Annotated in this window: 22 protein-coding genes and 1 tRNA gene; 8 read left to right on the plus strand and 15 right to left on the minus strand. The window is 68.6% G+C overall.

The features are described from left to right. Nucleotides 1-37: 37 nt before the first annotated feature. Together ACIREO_RS02735 and ACIREO_RS02740 are read right to left on the minus strand one after the other, a co-directional pair. A tRNA-Met gene (locus tag ACIREO_RS02735) sits at nucleotides 38-111 on the minus strand. Nucleotides 112-154: 43 nt separating this feature from the next. Continuing rightward, nucleotides 155-3,088 (minus strand): UPF0182 family protein, encoded by a 2,934-nt coding sequence (locus ACIREO_RS02740; RefSeq protein WP_404104479.1) that lies wholly within the window; start codon nucleotides 3,086-3,088, stop codon nucleotides 155-157. A 127-nt stretch (nucleotides 3,089-3,215) separates the two neighbouring features. Between ACIREO_RS02740 and ACIREO_RS02745 the strand changes: the two genes are divergently transcribed. Beyond that, a complete protein-coding gene (locus ACIREO_RS02745; RefSeq protein WP_404104014.1) occupies nucleotides 3,216-3,785 on the plus strand; it encodes a PPA1309 family protein in 570 nt (189 codons plus the stop codon). A 74-nt stretch (nucleotides 3,786-3,859) separates the two neighbouring features. Here ACIREO_RS02745 and ACIREO_RS02750 read toward each other — a convergent pair whose 3' ends face one another. From ACIREO_RS02750 to ACIREO_RS02760, 3 genes are all read right to left on the minus strand, one after another. Continuing rightward, nucleotides 3,860-4,966, minus strand: coding sequence for a PDZ domain-containing protein (locus tag ACIREO_RS02750; protein WP_404104017.1), 1,107 nt, complete (start codon nucleotides 4,964-4,966; stop codon nucleotides 3,860-3,862). 483 nt (nucleotides 4,967-5,449) lie between these two features. Continuing rightward, nucleotides 5,450-5,911, minus strand: a complete 462-nt coding sequence (locus ACIREO_RS02755; RefSeq protein ID WP_404104020.1) for a molybdenum cofactor biosynthesis protein MoaE — start codon at nucleotides 5,909-5,911, stop codon at nucleotides 5,450-5,452. Nucleotides 5,912-6,084: 173 nt separating this feature from the next. After that, on the minus strand, nucleotides 6,085-7,227 hold the full coding sequence (locus ACIREO_RS02760) for an SDR family oxidoreductase (protein WP_404104022.1): 1,143 nt from the start codon (nucleotides 7,225-7,227) through the stop codon (nucleotides 6,085-6,087). A 191-nt stretch (nucleotides 7,228-7,418) separates the two neighbouring features. On the opposite strand from ACIREO_RS02760, the gene ACIREO_RS02765 reads away from it, so the two are divergent. After that, nucleotides 7,419-8,894 carry a zinc-dependent metalloprotease gene (locus ACIREO_RS02765; protein WP_404104025.1) on the plus strand — a complete coding sequence of 492 codons (1,476 nt, stop codon included), beginning with the start codon at nucleotides 7,419-7,421 and terminating at the stop codon, nucleotides 8,892-8,894. After that, a complete protein-coding gene (locus tag ACIREO_RS02770) occupies nucleotides 8,891-9,433 on the plus strand; it encodes an NUDIX hydrolase (protein WP_404104027.1) in 543 nt (180 codons plus the stop codon). The genes ACIREO_RS02765 and ACIREO_RS02770 overlap by 4 nt, the downstream gene beginning before the upstream one ends. Before the next feature lie 83 nt (nucleotides 9,434-9,516). Here ACIREO_RS02770 and ACIREO_RS02775 read toward each other — a convergent pair whose 3' ends face one another. The 4 genes from ACIREO_RS02775 to ACIREO_RS02790 form a co-directional block, all read right to left on the minus strand. Next, the gene (locus tag ACIREO_RS02775; RefSeq protein WP_404104030.1) at nucleotides 9,517-10,272 is read right to left on the minus strand and encodes an AIM24 family protein; all 756 of its coding nucleotides are present in this window, start codon (nucleotides 10,270-10,272) and stop codon (nucleotides 9,517-9,519) included. Nucleotides 10,273-10,289: 17 nt separating this feature from the next. Then, nucleotides 10,290-10,970 carry an AIM24 family protein gene (locus tag ACIREO_RS02780; RefSeq protein WP_404104033.1) on the minus strand — a complete coding sequence of 227 codons (681 nt, stop codon included), beginning with the start codon at nucleotides 10,968-10,970 and terminating at the stop codon, nucleotides 10,290-10,292. A gap of 11 nt (nucleotides 10,971-10,981) precedes the next feature. Further along, nucleotides 10,982-12,682 carry a TerD family protein gene (locus ACIREO_RS02785; protein ID WP_404104035.1) on the minus strand — a complete coding sequence of 567 codons (1,701 nt, stop codon included), beginning with the start codon at nucleotides 12,680-12,682 and terminating at the stop codon, nucleotides 10,982-10,984. 106 nt (nucleotides 12,683-12,788) lie between these two features. After that, entirely contained in the window at nucleotides 12,789-13,412 is a 624-nt protein-coding gene (locus tag ACIREO_RS02790; RefSeq protein ID WP_404104038.1) for a M48 family metallopeptidase, read from the minus strand. A 189-nt stretch (nucleotides 13,413-13,601) separates the two neighbouring features. Here ACIREO_RS02790 and ACIREO_RS02795 point away from each other — a divergent pair, with 189 nt between their 5' ends. Beyond that, nucleotides 13,602-14,747 (plus strand): ThiF family adenylyltransferase, encoded by a 1,146-nt coding sequence (locus ACIREO_RS02795; RefSeq protein WP_404104041.1) that lies wholly within the window; start codon nucleotides 13,602-13,604, stop codon nucleotides 14,745-14,747. A 64-nt stretch (nucleotides 14,748-14,811) separates the two neighbouring features. Beyond that, entirely contained in the window at nucleotides 14,812-16,224 is a 1,413-nt protein-coding gene (locus ACIREO_RS02800) for an ABC1 kinase family protein (RefSeq protein WP_404104044.1), read from the plus strand. A gap of 88 nt (nucleotides 16,225-16,312) precedes the next feature. On the opposite strand, the gene ACIREO_RS02805 is transcribed toward ACIREO_RS02800, so the two are convergent. The 5 genes from ACIREO_RS02805 to ACIREO_RS02825 all read right to left on the minus strand — a co-directional run bounded on the left by ACIREO_RS02805 (nucleotide 16,313) and on the right by ACIREO_RS02825 (nucleotide 20,277). Beyond that, a complete protein-coding gene (locus tag ACIREO_RS02805; protein WP_404104047.1) occupies nucleotides 16,313-16,516 on the minus strand; it encodes a hypothetical protein in 204 nt (67 codons plus the stop codon). 154 nt (nucleotides 16,517-16,670) lie between these two features. Further along, nucleotides 16,671-17,009, minus strand: a complete 339-nt coding sequence (locus ACIREO_RS02810) for a hypothetical protein (protein ID WP_404104049.1) — start codon at nucleotides 17,007-17,009, stop codon at nucleotides 16,671-16,673. A 17-nt stretch (nucleotides 17,010-17,026) separates the two neighbouring features. Then, complete coding sequence (locus ACIREO_RS02815) at nucleotides 17,027-17,395, minus strand: WhiB family transcriptional regulator (protein ID WP_099174590.1); 369 nt, start codon at nucleotides 17,393-17,395, stop codon at nucleotides 17,027-17,029. A 169-nt stretch (nucleotides 17,396-17,564) separates the two neighbouring features. Further along, the gene (locus tag ACIREO_RS02820) at nucleotides 17,565-17,888 is read right to left on the minus strand and encodes a hypothetical protein (RefSeq protein ID WP_404104052.1); all 324 of its coding nucleotides are present in this window, start codon (nucleotides 17,886-17,888) and stop codon (nucleotides 17,565-17,567) included. Between the two features lie 166 nt (nucleotides 17,889-18,054). Beyond that, nucleotides 18,055-20,277: an ATP-dependent DNA helicase UvrD2 gene (locus ACIREO_RS02825; protein WP_404104055.1), complete on the minus strand. Its 2,223-nt coding sequence runs from the start codon at nucleotides 20,275-20,277 to the stop codon at nucleotides 18,055-18,057. A gap of 183 nt (nucleotides 20,278-20,460) precedes the next feature. Between ACIREO_RS02825 and ACIREO_RS02830 the strand changes: the two genes are divergently transcribed. Then, the gene (locus ACIREO_RS02830; RefSeq protein WP_404104058.1) at nucleotides 20,461-20,721 is read left to right on the plus strand and encodes a mycoredoxin; all 261 of its coding nucleotides are present in this window, start codon (nucleotides 20,461-20,463) and stop codon (nucleotides 20,719-20,721) included. Between the two features lie 513 nt (nucleotides 20,722-21,234). On the opposite strand, the gene ACIREO_RS02835 is transcribed toward ACIREO_RS02830, so the two are convergent. After that, nucleotides 21,235-21,669: an ATP-binding protein gene (locus ACIREO_RS02835; RefSeq protein ID WP_404104061.1), complete on the minus strand. Its 435-nt coding sequence runs from the start codon at nucleotides 21,667-21,669 to the stop codon at nucleotides 21,235-21,237. Nucleotides 21,670-21,872: 203 nt separating this feature from the next. On the opposite strand from ACIREO_RS02835, the gene ACIREO_RS02840 reads away from it, so the two are divergent. Continuing rightward, nucleotides 21,873-22,730, plus strand: a complete 858-nt coding sequence (locus ACIREO_RS02840; protein ID WP_404104063.1) for a helix-turn-helix domain-containing protein — start codon at nucleotides 21,873-21,875, stop codon at nucleotides 22,728-22,730. Nucleotides 22,731-22,732: 2 nt separating this feature from the next. After that, nucleotides 22,733-22,948, plus strand: a complete 216-nt coding sequence (locus tag ACIREO_RS02845; RefSeq protein WP_404104066.1) for a DUF397 domain-containing protein — start codon at nucleotides 22,733-22,735, stop codon at nucleotides 22,946-22,948. The last annotated feature ends 168 nt before the right edge of the window (nucleotides 22,949-23,116 follow it).

A 23,116-nucleotide genomic window follows, 5' to 3' on the forward strand; every position in this document is an offset into this window, starting at 1 on the left:
GCCCGGATCCCTTGGGATCCGGGCCTTCGCCTTTCAGTAGCGGGGACAGGATTTGAACCTGCGACCTCTGGGTTATGAGCCCAGCGAGCTACCGAGCTGCTCCACCCCGCGCCGTTGTGTCCAAACCGTACCACGACGCGGGGGTGGATTTTTCTCAACTGCCCTGGTCGTCGCCCTCCGGCTTCTTGGCACCGTCGGCGTCGTCGGCGCCGGAGGAGCCGCCGGCCTCGGGCTGAGCCGCCGCCGCGCGCTCGAGGGCCTCCTGAAGGTCTGTCTGGGCCTTGCCGTAGGCCTCCCAGTCCTGCTCCTTGAGAGCCGTCTCACCCGCCGTGTACGCCTTCTGGGCGTCCGCGATGGCCTTCTTGAGAGCCGCGTCCCCGGTGGCCGGGGGCTCCGTGGTGTCGCCCGGTGGCTCGTCGGGCTCGGTGGGCGGTGTCGTCGTATCGGAGTCCTCGACCCCGAAGACCGCGTTCAGCGCTTCTCCGAGACTGTTCTCGAACACGATCTTCGACCCGTACGACGCGGCGACCTTGCGCAGCAGCGGATAGTTCTGCGTGCCACCGCGCGTGTAGACCGGTTCGATGTAGAGGAAGCCTCCGTCGAGTGGCACCGTCAGCAGGTTGCCGTACTCGATGTCCGAGTCGGTCCCCTTGAGGTTTCTCACGAACTCGGCGACGTCGTCGTTGCCGTTGAGCTCACTCTGTACCTGGCCCGGTCCCTTGACCGTGCTGGTGACTCTCAGCAGTCTGATCGTGCCGTAGTCCTTGCTGGCCGCGTCCGCGTCCACCGCCATGAACGCCCCCAGGTTGGGTCGCCCCTTCGGGGTGAAGGTCGTGGTCAGGGAGAACGTCTGCGCGTCCTGGTCCGGCATCTTCATGCTCAGGTAGTACGGCGGAACGGACCCGGGTTCCTTGTTGGTGGGGTCGTCCGGCACCTGCCAGGCGTCACTGCCGCTGTAGAACTGCGCGGGGTTCTCGACGTGGTACCGCGTCAGCAGCTCACGCTGGACCTTGAACAGGTCCTGCGGGTAGCGCAGGTGGTCCATGAGCTCCTGCGGGATGTCCGCCCGCGGTTCCACCGTGCCGGGGAAGGCCTTGCGCCACGTCTTGAGCACCGGATCCTCGGTGTCCCATTCGTAGAGCTTGACCTTGCCGTCGTAGGCGTCGACGGTGGCCTTCACCGAGTTCCGGATGTAGTTGACCTGGTTCTGCTGGGCGACGACCGCGCGCTGGTTGGTGGTCAGCGAGTCGGCCGTGGTGTCACCGAGCGTCGTACGCGAGGCGTACGGATAACCGTTGGTCGTGGTGTACGCGTCGACGACCCACTGGATCCGGCCGTCGACGACCGCCGGGTAGGCGTCGCCGTCGATGGTCAGCCACGGCGCGACCGCCTCGACGCGCTCCTTGGGCGTGCGGTTGTAAAGGACCCGCGAGCCCTCGCCGATGGCTCCCGAATACAGGATCTGCGGCTCACTGAACGACACGGCGTAGGCCGCCCGGTTGAAGGCGTTGGAGAGACTGACCCCGCTGTCACCCTTGTAGCTGGTGGTCTTCTCGCCGTCCTCCTCGTAGTCGAGCTCCTTCTGGGGCCCGCCGACGATGGAGTACTGCTCGGTCTTCTCGCCGTAGTAGATCCGCTGCTCGTACTTGCCCAGTTCGCCGGTGGTGGGAAGGCCCGACTCCGTGAAGTCGGGGGATCCCGCCGGGTTGGTGCCGGTCGTGGTGCCCCGGGCCGCGATGGCCCCGTAGCCGTGGGTGTACGTGAAGTGGTCGTTGATCCAGTTCCTCTTGGGGAGGCCCTGGAGGTTCAGCTCGCGCAGACCGACGACGGTGTCCTGCTCCTTGCCGTCCTCGCCCTTGTAGCGGTCGACGTCCAGCGTCTTGGGGAACTGGTAGTAGTTCCTCTTCTGCTGGAGCTGCTGGAACGCGGGCGAGACGACGTTCGGGTCCATCACGCGGTAGCTTGCGGCGGCGTCGGCGCTCGCCCTCAGCTTGCTGCTGTCGTCGGTCTTGCTGGTGCCTGCGTAGTCGTCGACCTTCGCGTCGTCGATGTCGTAGGCGTCCCGCGTCGCGTCGATGTTCTTCTGGATGAACGGCGCTTCCTTGGCCTGCTCGTTGGGCTGGACCTGGAACTTCTGCACGATGGCCGGGTAGAGGCCGCCGATCAGGATCGCCGAGAGCACCATCAGGCCGAAGCCGATCACCGGCAGCTGCCAGGTGCGCCGCCAGAGGGTCGCGAAGAAGAGCAGCGCGCAGATGACGGCGATGCAGAACAGAATCGTCTTCGCCGGCAGATAGGCGTTGGCGTCGACGTACCGCAGGCCCGTCCAGTTGTCCGTGGCCTTGAAGTCACTGGACTTCACGGCCAGGCCGTACCGGTCGAGCCAGTACGCCACGGCCTTCAGCGCCACGAAGACGCCGAGCAGCACGGAGAGATGCCCGGTGGCGGCACCGGTGGCCCGGGCGCCGGGGCTCGTGATCCGCAGCCCGCCGTAGAGATAGTGGGTCAGCGCGGCCGCGATCAGCGACAGCACCACTGCGGCGAACCCGAATCCGAGCATGAAGCGATACCACGGCAGGTCGAAGGCGTAGAAGGAGACATCCAGCTTGAACTGGGGGTCCTTCTGCCCGAACGGCACGCCGTTGACGTACATCAGCCATGTGCGCCACTGGCCCGACGCGGATGCGCCGGAGATCAGCCCGACGAGCGCGGTGACGGCGAGCAGCACCCATTTCTTGTACGGGGCGACGCTCATCCGGTAGCGGTCCAGGCTCTGCTGCTCCAGCGACATCGCGCTCAACGGCGGCCGGAGCCGGTGCGCGAGCCAGATGTTCAGGCCGATGGCGACAGCCATCAGCAGTCCGAAGACGAGGAACAGCCCGATCTTGGTCCACAGGGTGGTGGTGAAGACGGACGAATACGCGACCGACCTGTACCAGAGCCAGTCCGTCCAGAACCCCGCGAACATGACGAAGGCCATGGCGAGAACCGCCAGGACACCCAATGTCATGAGCAGGGTACGGACGCGCCGGGACGGGCGGCCGACTCTGATCCGTGGCCCGGTCGGGCCTCCGCCGCGGTCCGGCATCTGGAAAGCCAACGTGCGCACCTCGAAGTTCGCGGTCGTGTGGAGCGGGCCCAGCGATCGTAGAGCCCACCTATGCAACTTACTGAGGCTTTACCTAGTTCCCGTTCCCGGGGCATAAGGAGGCAGGATGTTGAGCATGCCCAACGTTTCCCCCTCAGGCCCTCCGATGGCCGCGAGCCCACTCACCGTCGCCGTCCTCGAGATCGACGCCTATGCAGCAGGTCTCGGCTGGGACCAGCCGGCCAGGCTGTTCGCCCTGGTCGACACCGCCCGGCTGCGTGCCCACGAGCCGGGCCTCGCCGCCCAGCTCGGCCTCGACGACGCCGCTTCCACGACCACCGCCCTCACTCCTGTCGAGCAGGAGGAGCTCCCCGCCGGCACCGCGCTGGACGAATTCCTCGCCACGATCGCCTGGCCCGACGCCGTCGTCGGCTGCGCCATGACCGTCGAACGGTTGATGCTGCCGCCTTCGGCGGAGGCGTCCGTACCGGACGGCCTGACCGACGCGCAGCTGACCAAGTGGGTCGCCGAGCACCCCGCCCGCCAGGAGGTGCGGATGACCGTGGCGGTGCTGCGGGACGGCGCGCGGGACTCCGCCGTGCGGCTGCGGGAGAAGGACTCCCCGACTGAGGTCCTGACCGGCGCGGGGCTGGTTCCTGGGCTGGCCGAGGCGCTCGCGGCCACCTTCGAGTCCTGACGCCTCCGGCGGGGGCCGGCCTCAGAGCCGGTCGGGTGGCCTCGGCCCCCCGGCCGGAGGCCACCGACCGGCTCTCAGCCCTTCGAGCAGCTCGGCAGGCCGGCCGTGTCCCCCGTACGGATCTTCTCCAGGGACTTCTTGGCGTCGTCGAGGGTCTTCACCCTCACCAGGGTGAGGCCGCTCGGCGTGTCGGACGCCGCTGCGGAGCAGTTGTCGTCCGGGGTCAGGAAGTACCGGGCGCCCTCGTCGCGCGCGCCGACCAGCTTCATGTTGATCCCGCCGATGGGACCGACCTTGCCGTCGTCGTCGATGGTGCCGGTGCCCGCGATGAACTTGCCGCCCGTCAGCTTTCCGGGCGTCAGTTTGTCGATGATGCCCAGCGAGAACATCAGTCCGGCGCTCGGGCCGCCGACGTCGGCCAGCTTGATGTCGACCTCGAACGGGAACGTGTGGTCCGTCCCCGCCTGGATGCCCACGATCGCCCGGTCCTCCGAGGGGTTCGCGGGGTCCTCGGGCGCCTTCCGCGTGGTCAGGGTGACGTCCCGGGAGCCCTCGGGCTCCTTGTTCGCCTTCTCCGCCGCGGCCGCCGTTCTGGCCGGGATCACCGTGAAGACGACGTCCTCGCCCGGCTTGTGCTTCGTGACGAGCTTCGCGACGTCCTCCGGCTGCTCGACCGCCGTGCCGTCGACCGCCTTGATCACGTCGCCCGCGTGCAGCACTCCCTCGGCGGCGCTGTCCTTGACGACCGTGGAGACCACCACACGGGAGGTGACCGGGATCTTCAGCTCCTCCAGGGCGGCGACCTTGGCGCTCTCCTGGGACTGGCTGAACTCCTCGGCGTTCTCCTGGGTCGACTCCTCCTCGGTCTTGCCGTCCGGGTAGAGGGTGTTGTGGGGCACGACCACGCTGTCATGGGCCAGCCAGCCGTAGACGGCCGCGACGATGTTCATGTCGTAGTCCGCGCCGGTGACGCGCACCGTCGTCATGTTGAGGTTCCCGGACGTCGGATACGTCTTGTGCCCGCTGATGTGCAGGACGGGCTCACCACGGGCGTCGCCGAGCGTGTTCACGGTCGGCCCGGGGGACATCTCCGAATACGGCACGCGAATCAGCACGCCTGCGCAGAGCAGCGCGATCAGGATGAGGGTGGAGGCGAGCATCGTCGCGGTGCGGCGTGGCATGGAACGACAGTACGGGAACGGCCTGTCAGTGCACCGTCCGGGCCGGTCCGTACGAGGCGGACGGCGGAGGGGGTCCGGGAGGAGCGAGGGGCATCGCGGGTTCGCTCGCTGCGCTGACTGCGCCTACGGGGAGCGGGTGCGGTGCGGAGTTGGCAACTGCGTACAGCTGCGGAGTCTCATATGCCTCAGACGGCCTCGGAACCGGAGTGCGACTTCTCCATCGCTTCACGGAACCTGGCGTAGCCGGCGAGTTCGGTGACATCGCCGGTCGTTCGATTGCGGGCTGCCCACCCTCCCCATATCGCCGCGCCAAGAGCAGCTATAAGCGGAATCAAGAGCCAAGCGAGTGCTGCCACTACGACCTCCCTACCCCATGAGCGACCGCAACTGACGATCAGCAGATTAACCACTTGCAGGACCAACGCTCACGGCAGGGGTGCGGTTACGCAAATCGGGGCTGATGCCCCCTGGGGCGGTTTGCGCTCAGCAGGCGCCGACCCACTCCTCCGTGCCGTCGGAGAAACGCTGGTGCTTCCAGATCGGGACCTCGTGCTTCAGGTCGTCGATCAGCTTGCGGCAGGCCTCGAAGGCCTCACCCCGATGGGCGCAGGACACGGCTACGACCACCGCCAGATCGCCCACGTCCAGTTCACCCACCCGGTGGACGGCGGCCAGCGCCCGTACCGGGAACTCCGCCACCACCTTCTCGGCCACTCTGCGGAGCTCGTCGCCGGCCGTCGGATGGCAGGAGTATCCGAGGGAGCCGACATCCTGCCCGTCGTCGTGGTTGCGCACGGTGCCGACGAAGAGCGCCATGCCTCCGGCTGCGTCGTCCCCGACCGCGCGGAAGATCTCGTCGACGGACAGCGGCGTGTCACGGATGTCCAGAAGCCGGATGGGGTCCTGGGCGGCCTGCTCGCCGGGATGGTCTTGGGTGCGTGCCATGGGGCCATCGTGCCGCACGGCACGCGCATCCCGGAATAGCGTTTTCGACCGGTGGCGTGCCGGCCCGCTTGGAGCCTCCTACCAGGCAGGCGCCCGGGGCTCCGGCCCGGCAGGAGGACCGCGCCGCCGACCGCCCGGCGTCGCGGCCGGGCGAAGGCTCGCCGGGAGAAACACTAGAAGCGCCTGCGCGCCTTGCGGGCCCGCCGGACCAGCGCCGCCGTGCCCAGCAGTGCGACGGTCGCCCCCGCGGCACCGGCTGCGGTGGCGTCCTTGCGGCCGAGCCGCCGCCCTGCGACCGTGTGGCGTCCCTCCACCTCTTCCAGGAGCGCTGCCAGGACCTCCTCGTTGGTCCAGCGCGGGCGCCATCCCGCGTCGTGGAGCCGGCTCACACTCACCACCCAGGGGTGCATGGTGTAGGCGAGGTCGCCCGCCGGGGAGGGCGTGAGGCCGATCCGGTGCAGCCGGGCGGCGGCGCCGAGAGCGACGGCGGACGGCAGCTCCATACGGCGGACTCCGGAGAGCTCCTCCACCTCCTCCTGTTCCAGCCAGCCGTCGCAGCCGACCGCGAACTCTCCCTCGATCTTTTCGAGAGCCGCGTACTCCAGGGCGCTGACCAGGTCGTCGACGTGGCAGAACTGCCAGGCCGGGCGTGAGCCGGCGACGACGAGGAGCCTGGGGGACTCGAAGTACCGGGTCAGCGCCGTGTCCGTACCGCCGACCAGGACCGTGGGCCGTACGACCGTGACGTTGAGGCCGGGGTGGGCGCGGGGCGCGCGGCGGCCGAGCCGTTCGATCTCCAGCAGGTCACCCACACCGGTGGCCTCCGCCGTGGCACGCAGTTCCGCGTCCTCGGAGAGGGGGATGTCGTTGTCGGGCAGCGCGCCGTAGACCATCGCCGAGGTGCACAGCACCACCCGGTGGACGCCCACGGCCGCCGCCGCCGTCAGCACGGTCTGGGTACCGCGCACGTTGTACGCGGTACGGGCGGCGGGATCGGTCTCCAGGTCGAGGTCGAGCGCCATGTGCACGACGACGTCCGCGCCGCGCAGCTTCTCCGCGATGGCGGGGTCCCGCACGTCCAGGATGTGCCAGGTCGCCTCGGAGACGTCTCCCCGGCGCTCGTCGATGGCGATGACCTGCTTGATCTCGTCGGATGCGGCGAGATGGGCGGTGAGCAGCTCACCGACGCCGGTCGCGGCACCGGTGACCGCGACGACGGGGCCGCGGCTTCGGGAACGATTTTTCGTGGGCTTGCTTTCGGGCGAGGGGGCGGCCAGGTTTCGCGCTGCGCGAACCTGAGGATCTGGGGAACTCACCGGGCGTCTCCAGCGGTTGTCTTCAGTACGTACCCGCATGACGCGTACGTACCAGGTGGCGTCCATCCTGCCGCAGGCCGGGAGCCGGCGGAGCACTGAGGGCCCAAGCGGTCTTCGGTGTCTACGCTGGATGGTGATGTCGGGCAGTCGCCGTCGGTTCGAACCGGCGGCCCTACGAGCCGAGGAAACCCGTGAGTGACACCCCATTCGGATTCGGCCTTCCGCCGGAGGAGCCGGAAGACGGCGACGAAGGCAAGAAGAAGGACCCCACCGGTGCCGGGCAGGGCTCGGGCGGGCCGGCGAACCCGTTCGGCTTCCCGCCGGGCGCGGGCGGGGACAACCCGTTCGCCGCGATGTTCGGCTCGATGAACCCGAACGACCTGGGTGCGGCCTTCCAGCAGCTCGGCCAGATGCTGAGCTACGAGGGCGGCCCGGTGAACTGGGACATGGCCAAGCAGATCGCCCGCCAGACGGTGTCGCAGGGCACCACGGACGGCAGCAAGGACGAGAGCGTCGGACCCGCTGAGCGGGCCTCCGTCGACGAGGCGCTGCGTCTCGCCGATCTCTGGCTCGACGGCGTGACGTCGCTGCCCTCGGGTTCCGTCTCGACGGTGGCGTGGAGCCGCGCCGAGTGGGTCGAGGCCTCGCTGCCGGCCTGGCAGCAGCTGGTGGACCCGGTGGCCGAGCGTGTCGGACTGGCCATGGGCGATGTCCTTCCGGAGGAGATGCAGGCCATGGCCGGGCCGCTGATCGGCATGATGCGGTCCATGGGCGGCGCCATGTTCGGCCAGCAGATCGGGCAGGCCGTCGGCGTGCTCGCAGGCGAGGTCGTCGGTTCGACCGACATCGGCCTCCCGCTCGCGCCGGCCGGCAAGGCCGCCCTGCTTCCGCTGAACGTCGAGCGGTTCGGCAAGGACCTGAGCGTGCCGCAGGACGAGGTGCGGCTGTATCTGGCGCTGCGCGAGGCGGCCCACCAGCGGCTCTTCGCCCACGTTCCGTGGCTGCGCTCGCATCTGTTCGGCGCGGTCGAGGCCTATGCGCGCGGCATCAAGGTCGACACCAGCAAGCTCGAGGACGTCGTCGGCCAGTTCGACCCGTCGCAGCCCGAGCAGCTGCAGGACGCTCTTCAGCAGGGCATGTTCCAGCCGGAGGACACTCCGGAGCAGAAGGCGTCGCTGGCCCGCCTGGAGACCGCTCTCGCCCTCGTCGAGGGCTGGGTGGACGCGGTGGTGCACGAGGCCGCGAAATCACGCCTGACCTCGTCGGACGCGCTGCGCGAGACGATGCGCAGGCGCCGGGCCTCCGGTGGTCCCGCCGAGCAGACCTTCGCCACGCTCATCGGGCTCCAGCTGCGGCCGCGCCGGCTGCGGGACGCCTCGCGGCTGTGGGCCTCGCTCACGGACGCCCGGGGCGTCGACGGCCGCGACGGCCTGTGGGAGCACCCGGACATGCTGCCGACGGCCCGGGACCTGGACGACCCGGACGGCTTCGTCCACCACGAGCAGCTGGACTTCTCCGAGCTGGACAAGATGCTCGGAGAGGCGGCGAAGGGCCCGGCGAAACCCTCCTCCGAGGAGCAGCCCAAGGAGCAGGCCGAGGACGAGCCCGGCGACGACGGCCCGGACGACGACCCGAAGAGCGACGGTAAGGACGACTCCGGCCGGTGAGCCTGCACGACGACGCGATTTCGGTGATCAAGGGCTACGACGGGGGCGACGCACCCCAGGCCGGGCTGCGCCGGACCTATCTGGACCATCTGGCAGAGCATCCCGACGGCATGTGGAAGGCGTGCGGGGCGGGGCATCTGACGGCCAGCGCTCTGGTGATCGACCCTGAGCGCGGCAGGGTCCTGCTGACGCTGCACCGGAAGCTGCGGAGGTGGCTGCAGATGGGCGGACACTGCGAACCCCAGGACACCACCCTGGCGGCGGCCGCGCTGCGCGAGGCCACGGAGGAGTCGGGGATCCCCGGGCTCACCCTGCTGCCCGGCGGGCCCGTACGACTGGACCGGCATCCCATCCCGGCACCCTGCCACTGGCACCTCGATGTGCAGTACGCGGCGACGGCGCCGGCCGGAGCGGTGGAGCAGATCAGCGACGAGTCCCTCGATCTGCGCTGGTTCGCCTATGACGAGGTGGCGGGAGTGGCGGACGCCTCGGTGGAGCGGCTGCTGACGCACACCCGCGCACGGCTGGACAGGGCCTAGCGCCGCGGCACCGGGCAGAGGGTGAGGAGCCGTTCCCGGAAGAACCGCCCCTCACCCTTGGTGCTCGGCCCGAGGGGCGCGGCTCAGTTCCAGGAGTTGTTCTGGTTCTGGCCGTGCGCGCCCTGCTGGCCCACACCGAACTGGGCCGCGGCCCCCTGGCCGATCTGAGCGTTCTGCGGAGGCAGCACCTCACTCGGCTGGACGAGGGCGAATCCCTGGCCCAGGAAGCTCAGCTCCCAGCCCTCACCCGTGTTGCCACGGCGCCGCATGACGCCCGAGGAGTGGGTCTGGGCCTGCATCTGCACCCTCAGCCCGCTCGACCAGGCGACGATCGCGTCGGCGTCTGCATTGACGTACTTGTCGGGGGTGACCTGCATCATCAGCGGCTGGCCCGAGGTCATCAGGGCGACCTTGCCGGTGCCGGAGATGTTGAGCTGGTACTTGCCGGTGCCGGAGATCCCGTACTGGCTGTCGACCGCGATGACCTCGGTGTGCAGCGAGGAGTCCAGCGCGAGGACGTAGGCGCTGTCGACCGTCATGCCCTCGTGGTCGACGTCGACCATATGGATGTACTGGGCGAGGTTGGCCAGATAGACCGTGCCCTGCCCGGAGCAGCGCATGAGGTCGAGGCCCTCGCCGGTGTTCCTGCGGGCACTGCGCTGGCCGTGCGACTGGTACTCCCCGTCGAACTCCATGAGTCCCTGGTAGGCGACCATGGCGCCCTTGCGGGCGAGGACGTCGTCGTGGCCGGCCAGTGCGACTCTCAGGAGCTGCGGGTTCTGGACCGTGTAGCGGTCCTGCGACTGCTGTTCCGTGTGGCTGAAAAGCGGACTCTGCATGATGTGTTCTCCCCCGCTCAGTTCCGGATCCGCAGGCGGTCGGTACTGTCCTCGCTCGGCTGGACGACGACGATGCCCTGGCCGGAGAAGGCCATCTGGTACGCCTCCCCGCTCCCGCGCCCTATGAGCGAGCTCGCCTTGAAGCTGCGCTTGCCCTTCACCTTGAGGTTCGGGGACCACGCGACGAGGGCGTCGGGGTCGACATACGTCTCGTCCTCGCCCCGGCCGCAGTCGACGACGATCGGTGTGCCGCGCGAGGTGATGGCGACCCATCCGGTGCCCTGGATCCTGACGTTCCACAGGCCCTGGCCGGCGAACTTGGCCAGCCCCTTGACCCGCTCCACACCCCAGCTGAGGTGACCGTCGAAGGCCAGGAGGTTGGTGCCGTTGACCGAGAGCGAGTCGTTGTCGAGATTGATGACGACCACGTCGGCGCCGTAGTCGGCGAGGTAGAGCAGTCCGTCGCCGGCGCACTTCATCAGGGGTGCGCCCTCGCCGGTGATCCACTGGGACGCGATCTGGCGCACGGCGGGCGGATTGGGTTCGTACTGGATGAAGCCCTCGTAGGCCACCATCGAGCCGGTGCGCGCGTAGAGGTCCTGGCCTGTGGCCATGGCGACCTTGAGCATCGTACGGCCGTGGTTCTCCATGCGGGCCGTGACGGGCGTCGGGGCGAAGCCCGCGAGCTGCTGATTCATGACGGGCTCCCTCAGACCTCGTAGGGCTGGACGACGATGAAGTTTCCGGGTGCTCCCCGGAACTGGAGGTTGACGGTCTCCCCGCTGTGGCCCGGGTACGCGTTGCGGCGCAGCCGGACCTGGCTGGAGATGATCACCTGGGATGCCGACGACCAGGCCACCACGGCGTTGCAGTCGGCGAAGGTGGTCGGGGTGACCGGCAGGACCACCGGCACACCGTGGGTCTTGACGACGACGGTGCCGGTTCCCTGGAACTGCATGGTGAACAGGGCGCCTCCGGGGATCCCGTGCCCCTCGATCCTGCGGACCTCGTACTGCAGCGACTCGTCGAATGCGAGCACGCTCTCCGCCGAGACGCAGATGCCGTCACCCTGCAGCTCGATGGGATGCAGGTGCGCCCCTTCCTCGGCGAGGAAGACCTGGCCACGGCCGCTGCAGCGCATCAGCTGCATCTCCTGGCCCGTCGCGTTGCCGACCATGCGGCCCGCAAAGCCGGCACCCTTGTAACCGAAGTCGACCTTGCCCTGGTACATCACCATGCTGCCCTGACGAGCCAGCACCGGTGTGCCGCCCATCGTGAGGTCGACGCGCATGAGCTGCTGGTTCTGCGACGTCCAGCGCTGTCCGGTGGCAGCTTCCTTGTAGGGCTGCAGGGCGGCCTGCAGGCCTGCGCCGCCTGCGGGAACACCCTGGGGCACGCCCTGCGGCACACCGGGCTGCATGCCCGGGGGCTGCTGTCCGTAGGCCGGGGGCTGCTGGCCGAACGGCGGGGCGGCGTGGGGCTGCTGCCCGTAGGGCGGGGGCTGTTGCCCGTAGGGCGGGGCGGCCTGGGGCTGCTGTCCGTAGGCCTGCGGCTGCTGCCCGTAGGGCGGGGCGGCAGGCGGAGCTCCCTGCCCCGGGACCTGTCCGAACTGCGGCTGCTGGGGCGGCTGTCCGTACGGCGCGGGCGCCGGTGCCGCGGGTGCTGGTGCCTGCGGCGCCGGCGCCATGGGGGCCGCGATGGTCGGAGCGGCGTGGATCGGCTGCTGCTGCGGTGCGGGAGCCGGTGGCGCCGGAGCTCCGAACACCGGTGCGGGCTGCGGAGCCTGGGGCGCGGCCGGAGCTCCGAAGGCAGGGGGCGCGGAGGCCTGGGCCGGCGGTGCGAACGAGGGCGCGGCGCCCTGGGGCGGCGCTGCGGGAGCTTCCTCGGCGACCTCGCCGCCGAAGTTCTTGAGCAGCGCGTCGAGCCCGCCGTCGAAGCCCTGGCCGACCGCGGCGAACCGCCAGACGTCCTTGAGATAGAAGTCGCCGAGCATGACCGCGCGCTCGGTGGTGAACTCCGAGCCGGTGAAGGCGTACTTCACCACTTCCTCGCCGCCCGCGACGATCCGGATATATCCGGGGCCGACCTGCGACATCTGACCGGCACCGTCGAGCGTCGCGGTGAAGGACAGCTTGTGAATGTTCGCCGGAACACGGTCGAGGGTGACGCGGAAGGATTCGGTGTCACCGGCCTGGGCACCGAGAAGCTGAATCGACTCCTCAGGCGATTTCGGCTGATTGAAGAAGATGAAATACCGGTCGTCGGAGAGCTGCTCATTGGCATCGAGACCGAAGCAGCTGATGTCGAACGTCAGGCCGGGGCCCGCGATCTGCACACCTACGTACAGATCCGTCCCTGACGTGAGATCACTGATCTTGGCCTTGTGGCCTCGCTGAAATTCCCTGGCCATGCGTAACGACCGTCCCCCATCCCGAAGGTGAATGCGTCGCGTCAGGCTAACCGCAAACCACGACACCGAGCCAAGCCGGTACAGACCCGGTACAGAATCGGCGACGTCACTCTTCGCGGGCGGCGGGCAGATGCGGAAGCCGGTCGGCCGCGACGACACCTTCGAGATAGCCCCGCGCACGCTCGGTTCGCGGGTAGGTCTCCAGGAGCCGCCAGAAACGCGGACCGTGGCCCGGAACCAGCAGATGGGCCAGCTCGTGGAGGAGGACGTAGTCGAGGACGTACTCCGGCATCCCCTGCAGGCGGTGCGAGAGCCGGATGCTTCCCTCAGCCGGGGTGCAGGAGCCCCAGCGGGTGTTCTGGTTGGTCACCCATCGCACGGAGGCCGGCCGCGCCCGGCCGTCGAGATACTGACCGGAGAGGCGCTCGGCACGGTCGGCGAGCTCGCTGTCGCCGATGACGCGTCTACTCTCCTGCGCGGCGAGCTTGTCGAGCATCACGCCGACCCAGCGCTGTTCCTCGGCCTCCGACATCCGGGCCGGGATGAGCACGATGGTGCGGTCACCCTCCCGGTACGCGGAGACCGTTCTGCTGCGCCGGGTGCTTCTGCGGACCTCGACCGCGCTCGTCACCGATGCGCGGGGCTGCTGGCTGGCTGCGCTGCGCTGCGGGTGTCCGGCGCTGCGCGCAGGGGTCTCCCCGGCGAGACCGGGAGAGGGGTCGGCGGGCACGACACGACGTTACCCGCTGGCGGCGCGGGAAGTCCCGCCCCCTCGACGGACCGAGGTTGATCCACTTCTCGGCTTGCACCATTTGAACGACTAATACCCCAGCCTGTGGATAACTTTCGGTCCGTTTCGCCGCCATGTTGCATTCTGGCAACAGATCCCGACACCGACGACACCGACCTGGGAGAAGTCATGCATCCGATGCTGAAGCCCGCACTCCGCCGGGCCTGGCGTGGACGGAACACCGTGCAATTCGGCGTGACGCCCGCACACGCGGTAACACTGGGCCCGATGGATATCGCGACCGGCAGCTTTCTGGAACTCCTCGACGGAACGCGCGGCCTTCCTCTGCTCCGCGAAGAGGCCAGGGCTCTGGATCTGTCGGACCGTCACGTGGACATTCTCGTTTCACGCCTCACGGAGGCCGGTCTGCTGGACGATCCGGATGCGGGAGGCCCCGAGGCCGACGCCTTACGCCGACGGGCCGAGACCCTCGAGCGGCAGCGTCCCGACGCGGCGGCGCTCTCCGTGGTCCATCCGACGCCCGGCAGCGGACTGCGCAGGCTCGCGGCCCGGCGCGCGATGCGGGTGCAGGTGCGCGGAGCCGGCAGGGTCGGCGCGGCGGTCGCCGCGGTGCTGTCCGGGTCAGGGGTGGGGCATGTCGAGGTGCTGGACGGCGGCCGCACCGAGCCCTGGGACGTCGCGCCGGGCGGCCTTCCGGCTTCGTCGGTCGGAGAGCGCCGCGACACGGCTGCCCGGCAGCTGGTGCGCAGGTCCGCGGTCGGCGGGCCGCCACGGTCGGGCGGTTCGGGCGAAACCCGGACGGGCGGCGAACCCGCCCTGTCCCTGATCGTGGTGGCGCCCAGGGACGGCCTCTCCGTCTATGCCCCCGACCCGGACACCGCGGCACCGTGGATCGCTTCGGGTACACCGCATCTCTACGCGGGAGTGATCGAAGCCACCGGAGTGGTCGGTCCGTTGGTGCTCCCCGGAGGTACCGGCTGCGCGGGCTGCCTGGCGCTGAGCCGCGCGGAGGCGGACCCCCAGTGGCCACGGATGCTCGCGCAGTGGAGGTCGGGGCGGCGCGCGTGCGTTCAGGCCTGCGATCTGGGCCTGGCGACCGCGGTGGCCGGCCTGACCGCGGCCCACGCGCTGTCCTTTCTCGACGGAGAGCTGCCCGCCAGCACCGGGGCACGATGGGAGGCCGCCATGCCGATGCTGGACTGGCGGTCGGAGCGGCTGGGACCACACCCCGACTGCGCCTGCGGTGCCGCCGGGCACACTGAGGTGGAGCTCACCCCCGCGGCCGGCGCCCCGCAGGACACAATGGCCGGGTGACCGCCGCCGATGGAGCGGAGCCGGAAACTCACGCCACACGGCAGTCTGGGAACTGGAGGGGCACATGTCTGATCTTCCCCGGAAGGCGGTCACGCGTACCGCGAAGCTGGCAGCCCTGCCGCTCGGCTTCGCAGGCCGTGCCACATGGGGGCTGGGCAAGCGGATCGGCGGGAAGTCCGCCGAGATCGTGGCCCGCGAGGTCCAGCAGCGCACCGCGGACCAGCTCTTCAAAGTCCTCGGCGAGCTGAAGGGCGGTGCGATGAAGCTCGGACAGGCGCTGTCCGTCTTCGAATCCGCGCTGCCCGAGGATGTGGCGGGCCCCTACCGCGCGGCGTTGACCAAGCTTCAGGAAGCGGCACCGCCCATGCCGACCCGCACGGTCCACGGGGTCCTGGCGGAGCGGCTCGGCGAGGACTGGCGGGAGCTGTTCACCGAGTTCGACGACCGGCCCTCCGCCGCGGCCTCGATCGGACAGGTCCACCGTGCCGTCTGGCACGACGGGCGCGACGTAGCCGTGAAGGTGCAGTACCCGGGCGCCGGTCAGGCGTTGCTCTCGGACCTCACCCAACTCAGCCGCTTCGCGCGGCTGCTCGGTCCGCTCGTCCCCGGAATGGACATCAAGCCGCTCATCACGGAGCTGCGCGACCGGGTGTCCGAGGAGCTGGACTACGAGCTCGAGGCCCACGCCCAGCAGGAGCACGCCACGGAGTTCGAGGACGATCCGGATGTGGTGGTACCTGGAGTGGTGCATCAGTCCGAGCAGGTGCTGGTGACGGAGTGGATCGACGGGATCCCGCTGTCGGAGGTGATCGCTGACGGCACTACGGAACAACGGGACAGGGCGGGCCAGCTGCTGGCGCGATTCCTCTTCTCGGGGCCTGCGCGCACCGGTCTGCTGCATGCGGACCCCCACCCGGGCAACTTCCGGCTGCTGCCCCCGGATGCCGGGGACACGGACAAGCTCGGCGACGAGGGCCCATGGCGCCTGGGGGTGCTGGACTTCGGCACGGTGGACCGTCTTCCGGGTGGTCTGCCGCAGACCATCGGCGACTCCCTGCGGATGACGCTGGACGGGGACGCCGACGCCGTCTACGCCATGCTGCGTGAGGCAGGCTTCGTCAAGGAGTCGATCGATCTCGAACCGGATGCCGTGCTCGACTACCTCCTCCCCATCATCGAGCCCGCGCAGGCCGACGAGTTCACCTTCACCCGCTCCTGGCTGCGCAGTCAGGCCACGCGGATCGCCGATCCGCGGTCTCCGGCGCACCAGTTGGGGAAGCAGTTGAACCTCCCCCCGTCCTACCTGCTGATACACCGAGTGACGCTGAGCACCATCGGAGTGCTGTGCCAGCTGGGTGCGACGGTCCGTCTGCGGGACGAACTCGAGTCCTGGCTGCCGGGGTTCCTCCAGGAGTACGAACCGGGCGAGGACGGCGCCGAGGACGGCGCCGAGGAGGGTGCGGCGGTCGAGGTGTAAGGGGGCCGAGGTGGAGGAGGGGGACAGGCGGGCCGGGGCACGGGCGCGGCCGAGGCGCAGGCGCCCGTACCGCCCCCCGGTCCCCGGTTCACCACCAGGCGGAGTCGAGCCCGCTCTCGATCGCCCTGATGTGGGTGCGCGCGCAGTCATCGCAGAAGTACTGACGTCTGCCGTTCTCCACGGAGCAGAGCCAGGTCGGAGGTGGCGGGTCCGACCGGGCGGTCGTGCCGCAGCGGGCACACGCCACGTGTCCGGCGGCCGGATTCACGGGGTGCTGAGTCTCCTCGTCCACCTCGCGACGATAACGCCGCGGCCCGGGCGGCGCTCGCTGCAACGCACTGCGGGGCCGGCCCGATCGGGCCGGCCCCGCTGATGGGGAGGGTGGCTGCCTGAGGGGCCGAGCGGTGGCCCGGCAGCCGTGGTGCGCCTTACTGCTGGTGCGGCTGTCAGTGCATGACGGCCATGGCGAGCGCGCGGCGGGCGCGCATCGAGGCACGTTCCGCACGGCGCTGCATCCGCCGGGCGGCCACCAGGCGCGCGGCCTGACGTCCCTCCTCGGCTTCCCTCATGCGGTCGTGCATATGCGCACGACTCAGGGCTTCTGGGATGAGTTGCATCTCGCGGGTCCTGTTCTGACGCGAGTCGTTCGCGCCGATGATGGTGACGTCGGGGGTGGCGGAGCCGACGGGCTCCCTCGTGGTGGTGATCATTGGTGCCTGATTCCGGGGGTCATGGGTGTGGGGACGGTCGATGGTTCCGATGCGCTTCGTTCGCGCGGGGGACATGACCCCCAGGCCGGGGGTCACGCCGCGACCGGGTTCTTGCGCGGACGGCCACGCGGGCGCTTGCGGGCGACGACGACGCCCTGGACGAAGAGCTCGCCGCCCCAGACGCCCCACGGCTCGCGCCGCTCCTTGGCGCCGGCGAGGCAGGCCTCGATCAGCGGACAGGTCCGGCAGAGGGACTTGGCGTACTCGACGTCTGCCGGGGACTCGGCGAAGAAGACCTCCGGGTCGTAGGAACGGCAGGGGACGGGCACGCCGAGGTTCTCGATGGCGTCGTCGAGCGCGGTGAGCGCGGTGAGGGGGATCAAGGTGGAGTCCTCCGTGAGGCCGGGCGGGGAGATCGTGTCGGAAGGCGGTACGGACGGGGCGTGCGTCTCGAGTTGCACGGTGGCGTTGTCCTCGTCTGGTCGTGCCGGCCTGTTGGCCGGTTGGCGGCTGGTACCAGGTCCTGCTGTCCCGAGGCTCCTTCGTCTCGTCTCATCCGTTCGGACAAAACAAAAGGGCCGCGGATCCCGAGTGGGGTTCCGCGGCCCTGAAGGCGCCGGCCTGATCGAGTCAGGCTGGATCACTCCAGGGTTCAGGCCCACGGAAGGCCCACATCGTGTGGTGCTGCATCGTCTGCTTCTTGGCTCCGGCACCGGCGGCCGCGAAGGCATAGGCCGAAGCCTGTCCATTCGCTACTGCTGCTTCCGGTGCCTCGGTCGGTCGCTCATTGCGCTCCCGCACGGGCAGGCTCGCCAGGGAAAGCGGGCTGACCACGGAGATGCCGGACACACCGGTGCCACGAAGCGAGAGCTCCGAAGAGCGGGTGAGGCCGAGCGAGCAGGTGGAGACGATCGACGGATCGGTCATTTTGATGGTGTTGATGATGCTGATCACGACAATCGCCTCCTCTCGGCGTCTCAAGGGACCGGCCGGGGCCGATCCTGCGTATTCGGATAAGTACAGCACGGGGTCAGGGCTTCAGAGAAGTCGCTGTTCCCGTGGTTAAGAACCTATGGTGATGACTGCTGTGGGCGCAAACTATTTTTTCGACGAGTTTTCCTCACACGTCGCCGTCTCCCTCTTCGAGCTCGTGACCCACCGTCCGACCTGCGCAGATGGCCAGGACGTCGGCCCCGAACCTGGTCAGCTTCCGGTTGCCGACACCGGCGATGACGACGAGCTCACCCTCGCTGCCGGGCTCCGCCTCGGCGATGGCCATCAGTGTCTTGTCCGTGAAGACGCAGTAGGCGGGCTGGCTGATCTCCTTCGCCCGGTCCGCGCGCCACTCGCGCAGCCGCTCGTACAGCCCCTCGTCCATGTCCGAGGGACAGTCCTCGCAGCGCATCAGTTTCATCTCGCCGGCCTCGGTGAGCGTCTTGCCGCAGACCCGGCACCGCACCGGGCCTTTCCGGCCCGCCCGGACCGGCCTCTCCGCGCCGGCGCCGACCGTGCCCGTACGGGAGCCGCGGTCGATGCCGCCGCCTCCTCCGGCGCCGCCCCGTGTGCCGAGCGCGGCCGAGCCGGGCCGCAGCCCGTTGAGGAAGCGGGTCGCCCGGCGGTTCCCCCGGCCCCCCGGTGACCGGGACAGCGCCCACGACAGCGAGAGGTGGAAGCGGGCCCGGGTGACACCGACGTACAGCAGCCGGCGTTCCTCCTCGACCTGTTCGTCCGTCTTGGCGTACGCGATCGGCATCATGCCCTCGGTGAGCCCGACCAGGAACGCGGCATCCCACTCCAGGCCCTTCGCCGAGTGCAGCGACGCCAGGGTGACGCCCTGGACCGCGGGCGCGTGCTGGGCGGCGGCACGCTCATCGAGCTCGGCCACCAGGTCGGAGAGCGTCGCGCCCGGCTTGGCCTGTTCGAAGTCCTCGGCCAGTCGCACCAGTGCGGCGAGCGACTCCCAGCGGTCGCGCACCGCTCCTGAGCCGGCGGGCGGCTTGGAGGTCCAGCCCTTGGTGGAGAGCACTGCCCGCACCTCGGCGGGCAGGTCGTCGGCGCCGTCGAGCAGCGCGTCGTTGCCTCCCGCGCGGGCGGCTCCGCGCAGGGCCACGCCGGCCTCCCGCACCTCGGGCCGGTCGAAGAAGCGCTCGGCGCCACGCAGCTGATAGGGGACGCCCGCGTCCGCGAGGGCCTGCTCATAGACCTCGGACTGGGAATTGACCCGGTACAGCACGGCGATCTCGCCTGCCGGGACGCCGGCGGCGATCAGGTCACGGATCCGCCGCGCGGTGCCCTCGGCCTCGGCGGGCTCGTCCGGATACTCCGTGTAGACGGGTTCGGGTCCCTTGTCCCGCTGCGAGACCAGCTCCAGCCGGTGTTCGGCCGCCTTGCCCCGGGCCTGGCTGAGCAGCCCGTTGGCCAAGTGGACGACCTCGGGTGTGGAGCGGTAGTCGCGCACCAGCTTGACCACCGTCGCGTCCGGGTGGCGGGTGCGGAAATTCAGCAGATGGTCGGGGGTGGCACCGGTGAAGGAGTAGATCGTCTGTCCGGCGTCACCGACGACGCAGAGATCGTCCCGGTCGCCGAGCCACAGATCGAGGAGCCGTTGCTGGAGCGGGCTGACGTCCTGGTACTCGTCGACGACGAAGTGCTGGTACTGACGGCGCACATGCTCGGCGATGTCGTGGCGGTCCTGCAGGATGCCGACGGTGAGCAGCAGCACGTCCTCGAAGTCGATCACCGAGCGGTCGCGCTTCAGCTGCTCGTACATCGCGTAGATCTGTGAGAGCTCGGCCGGGTCGCGTGGGACGTCCCGCTGGGTCTTGGCGACCGCGGCCGGGTAATCGGCTGGGACGGTCTGGGTGACCTTGGCCCACTCGATCTCGCTGGTGGCGTCCCGGAGTTCGTTACGGTCCAGCCGGATCCCGCAGCGCGCCGCCGCCTCGGCGACCAGCTGGACCTTGCGCTCCACCAGACGCGGAAGCGCACCGCCGACAGCTTTCGGCCAGAAGTACTGGAGCTGGCGCAGGGCCGCGGAGTGGAATGTCCGGGCCTGGACACCCGTCGCGCCGAGCTGGCGGAGCCGGCCCCGCATCTCCCCCGCCGCCCGGTTGGTGAAGGTGACGGCGAGCACGGTCGCCGGCTGGAGGATTCCGGCGCGCACCCCGTAGGCGATGCGGTGCGTGATCGCCCGCGTCTTCCCCGTCCCGGCTCCTGCCAGCACACACACGGGTCCGCCGAGGGCCAGCGCGACCTCGCGCTGCTCCGGGTCGAGCCCGTCGAGCACGGCGTCCGCGGAGTCGGGGACCTGGGGGAAGAGGGTGGAATGCGTTGCTGCTGTCACCCTGCCATGCTGCCAGGTCGTGAGGGGCGGGCGCGGCGGTTGTCCACAGGGGGTGCCGTTCGTCATACCGGCCGGGCGGCCAAGGGGAATGGCGGTCGGGTCCCGTGCGTTCTCTCCATGCGGGAGCGTGCGCGTTCGCACGCTCCCGCATCAACGGAGACAAGACGAAGGAGCGCCGACGACATGCCGGGCACTGTGACGATGTACAGCACCACGTGGTGCGGCTACTGCCGCCGGCTCAAGGGGCAGATGGACCGCGAAGGCATCGCGTACACCGAGGTCAACATCGAGCACGACCCGGATTCGGCGGCCTTCGTCGAGAAGGCGAATGGCGGCAACCAGACAGTTCCCACGGTCTTGGTTTCTTCCTCCAGTGAGGGTACCCCCGACGTCGTCATGACGAACCCCTCCCTTGCCCAGGTCAAGCAGGCTCTAGGGGTCTGACCTGGTGGGCACACACGTGAGCCCCGGTGCCTTCCTCCCTACGCGTCCGTAGGTGGTGGCGATGCCGGGGCTCTGCTGTGTCCTGGGGGGTCAGGCTGTACGGGCTATCCCTGCGGTCTGTCGCTTGTGGAGCTTGGCGAGTGCGCCTAGCTGTTTGATCTCGTATTCCGTCGCCGGACGCAGATGGACCAGAGATGACGACCACGTGAGTCCCGCCGGACGAATCAAGGCAACGCGTGAGCCCTCCCAACCCGCGATGCGAGCGACCATTTCGTAAGCACGGTCATAGACCACGTTCCCAACGTGAATGTCTCGGCGGTCCATCATTGGCGTCCCTTCCTGACACAGATGGAACACGGGAATGGGCACGGCGGAACCTTCGAGCCTTGGGGGATGAACACCACTCCGGATGCGACGTTCAGAGCCCCGCCGTACTCGGTCCACCAGCCTTCCGGGGAAGCCTCATAGGACGTTCCTCGGAAGGGGTCACCGGACGTAGGTTCCGCCGTGGGTTCAGACATGAGCAACACCGTTGCTCTTGGCCGGAGTTGAAGGGTCTAGGTCCAGCTCCACGAACACAGTCTTGCCGACAACCTGAGTGCTCACGTCCCATCTGTCAGCAAGCAGACCGACCATGACCAGACCGCGCCCGTGCTGATCGTCGTTGGTGGGCTCTCTCACGGCCGGAAGAGTGTCCCCAGCGTCTCGGACTTCCAGCCGGACGCAATCGGGACTCAGAACCAGGGTTACGCCGATCTCACGGCCCCTGGGTGCTCCCGCGTGGAGCATCGCGTTCGTGACCAACTCCGACGCGATTAAGCACAGGCTCTCGATCATCGACGCTTTGAGTCCCCACTCTCGCGCCACAGCCGAGACGCGGTCACGAGCGCTCTTCACGTGAGCGGGGTGAGTCGGGTACCGCGTTCGATCCGTTCGGAAATCTCCCATGATCACTCTCCGGCCAACAGTGCCTCTCGCAAAGTGACTTGACGATCTGTCAAGCCGAACTCTGCTTTACGGAACAACCCCTACCATGAGGGATTCCTACCCCACGGTGCAAGTCCCCACTTTGAGGTAACTCAACGTGGTTGCCCTGGGGTGGAGCCAACAGCGAGACTGAACCGAGACGACCAACCAGGAGGCGCACGAACGTGCCCGTGAACAGGAACCCAACGGTTCGGCAGAGGCGACTTGGCCGGATGCTCAGAGAGGCCCGTGGGACTGCTGGCAAGACCATTGCCCAAGCCGCCGGGGTACTCGACTCGGCCGAGTCGAAGATCAGCCGGATAGAAGCCGCACAATCCGGCATCCGGTCTCTTGACTTGCGGGCACTCCTGGACTTCTACGACGTGACCGACAAGACCAGCCGTGCGCGGTTTCAGGATCTTGCCCGTAACGGCCGTGAGCGTGGTTGGTGGTCTCAATATGAGGGTGCGTTGAACTCGGAGTACAGCGACTACATCGCGCTTGAGTGGGACGCGTCCGACGTATACGCGATGGAGACAGCGCATATTCCCGGACTACTGCAAACCGCTGCCTATACAGAGGCAGTTGTCAGGATGCAGAACCCCCAGAAGCCTGATGATGAAGTAGCCGCACAGGTCAAGGTAAGAGGACAACGTAGGCAAGCGTTCGCCCGTTCAACTCCCTTGCGCCTATGGGCAATCATCACGGAAGCAGCCCTAAAGGCAGACCTGGGTAAGGATGTAATGCGGGAACAGCTTGAGTCCCTAATCGTCCTTGCCCGCGAGACCAACATTCAGATTCAGGTACTACCGTCCGGGGCACCCATCAATGTTGCCCTGCATGGTCCGTTCGGCATCTTGGGCTTCCCTGAACCAGCAGAGACGGACGTTGTGTATGCGGACAACCTGATGAGTATCGTCTACTACGAAGAACCTAAGCAGGTTGAGTTCTATACGGCGTTGTTCCGTCGCTTGAACTCAGAGGCACTGCCTGTCGAGCAATCGCTATCCCTCATCAAGTCGCACATCAAGGAAACGGACTGACCATGCCATCCATCGATAACGCTTCTGCAACCGGCTATGACTGGTTCAAGTCCAGCTATAGCGGTGACAACAACACGTGTGTTGAGACTGCCATCGTTCCCGGCATCGTGCCGGTACGGGACAGCAAGGACCCCCAGGGTCCGGCCCTCACCTTCTCCCCGGCTTCCTGGAGTGAGTTCGTCACCCTGGTGAAGGGTTCGGACCTCCCGAGCATCTAAGGGCCGCACAGAGCCGCACAGACACTGAGAGCCGGTACCCACTCGGGTACCGGCTCTCTGCTGTGCCGACACAGACCCTGTACGCCTGCCTGCCGGACCACCAGGGCGCGGCCGGTAGCATGGCGCTGACACAGCAGAAAGGGCCCGCCTATTACCCGTAGGCGGGCC

The sequence above is a fragment of the Streptomyces sp. NPDC102441 genome (genome assembly GCF_044765585.1).
Classification (GTDB): Bacteria; Actinomycetota; Actinomycetes; order Streptomycetales; family Streptomycetaceae; genus Streptomyces.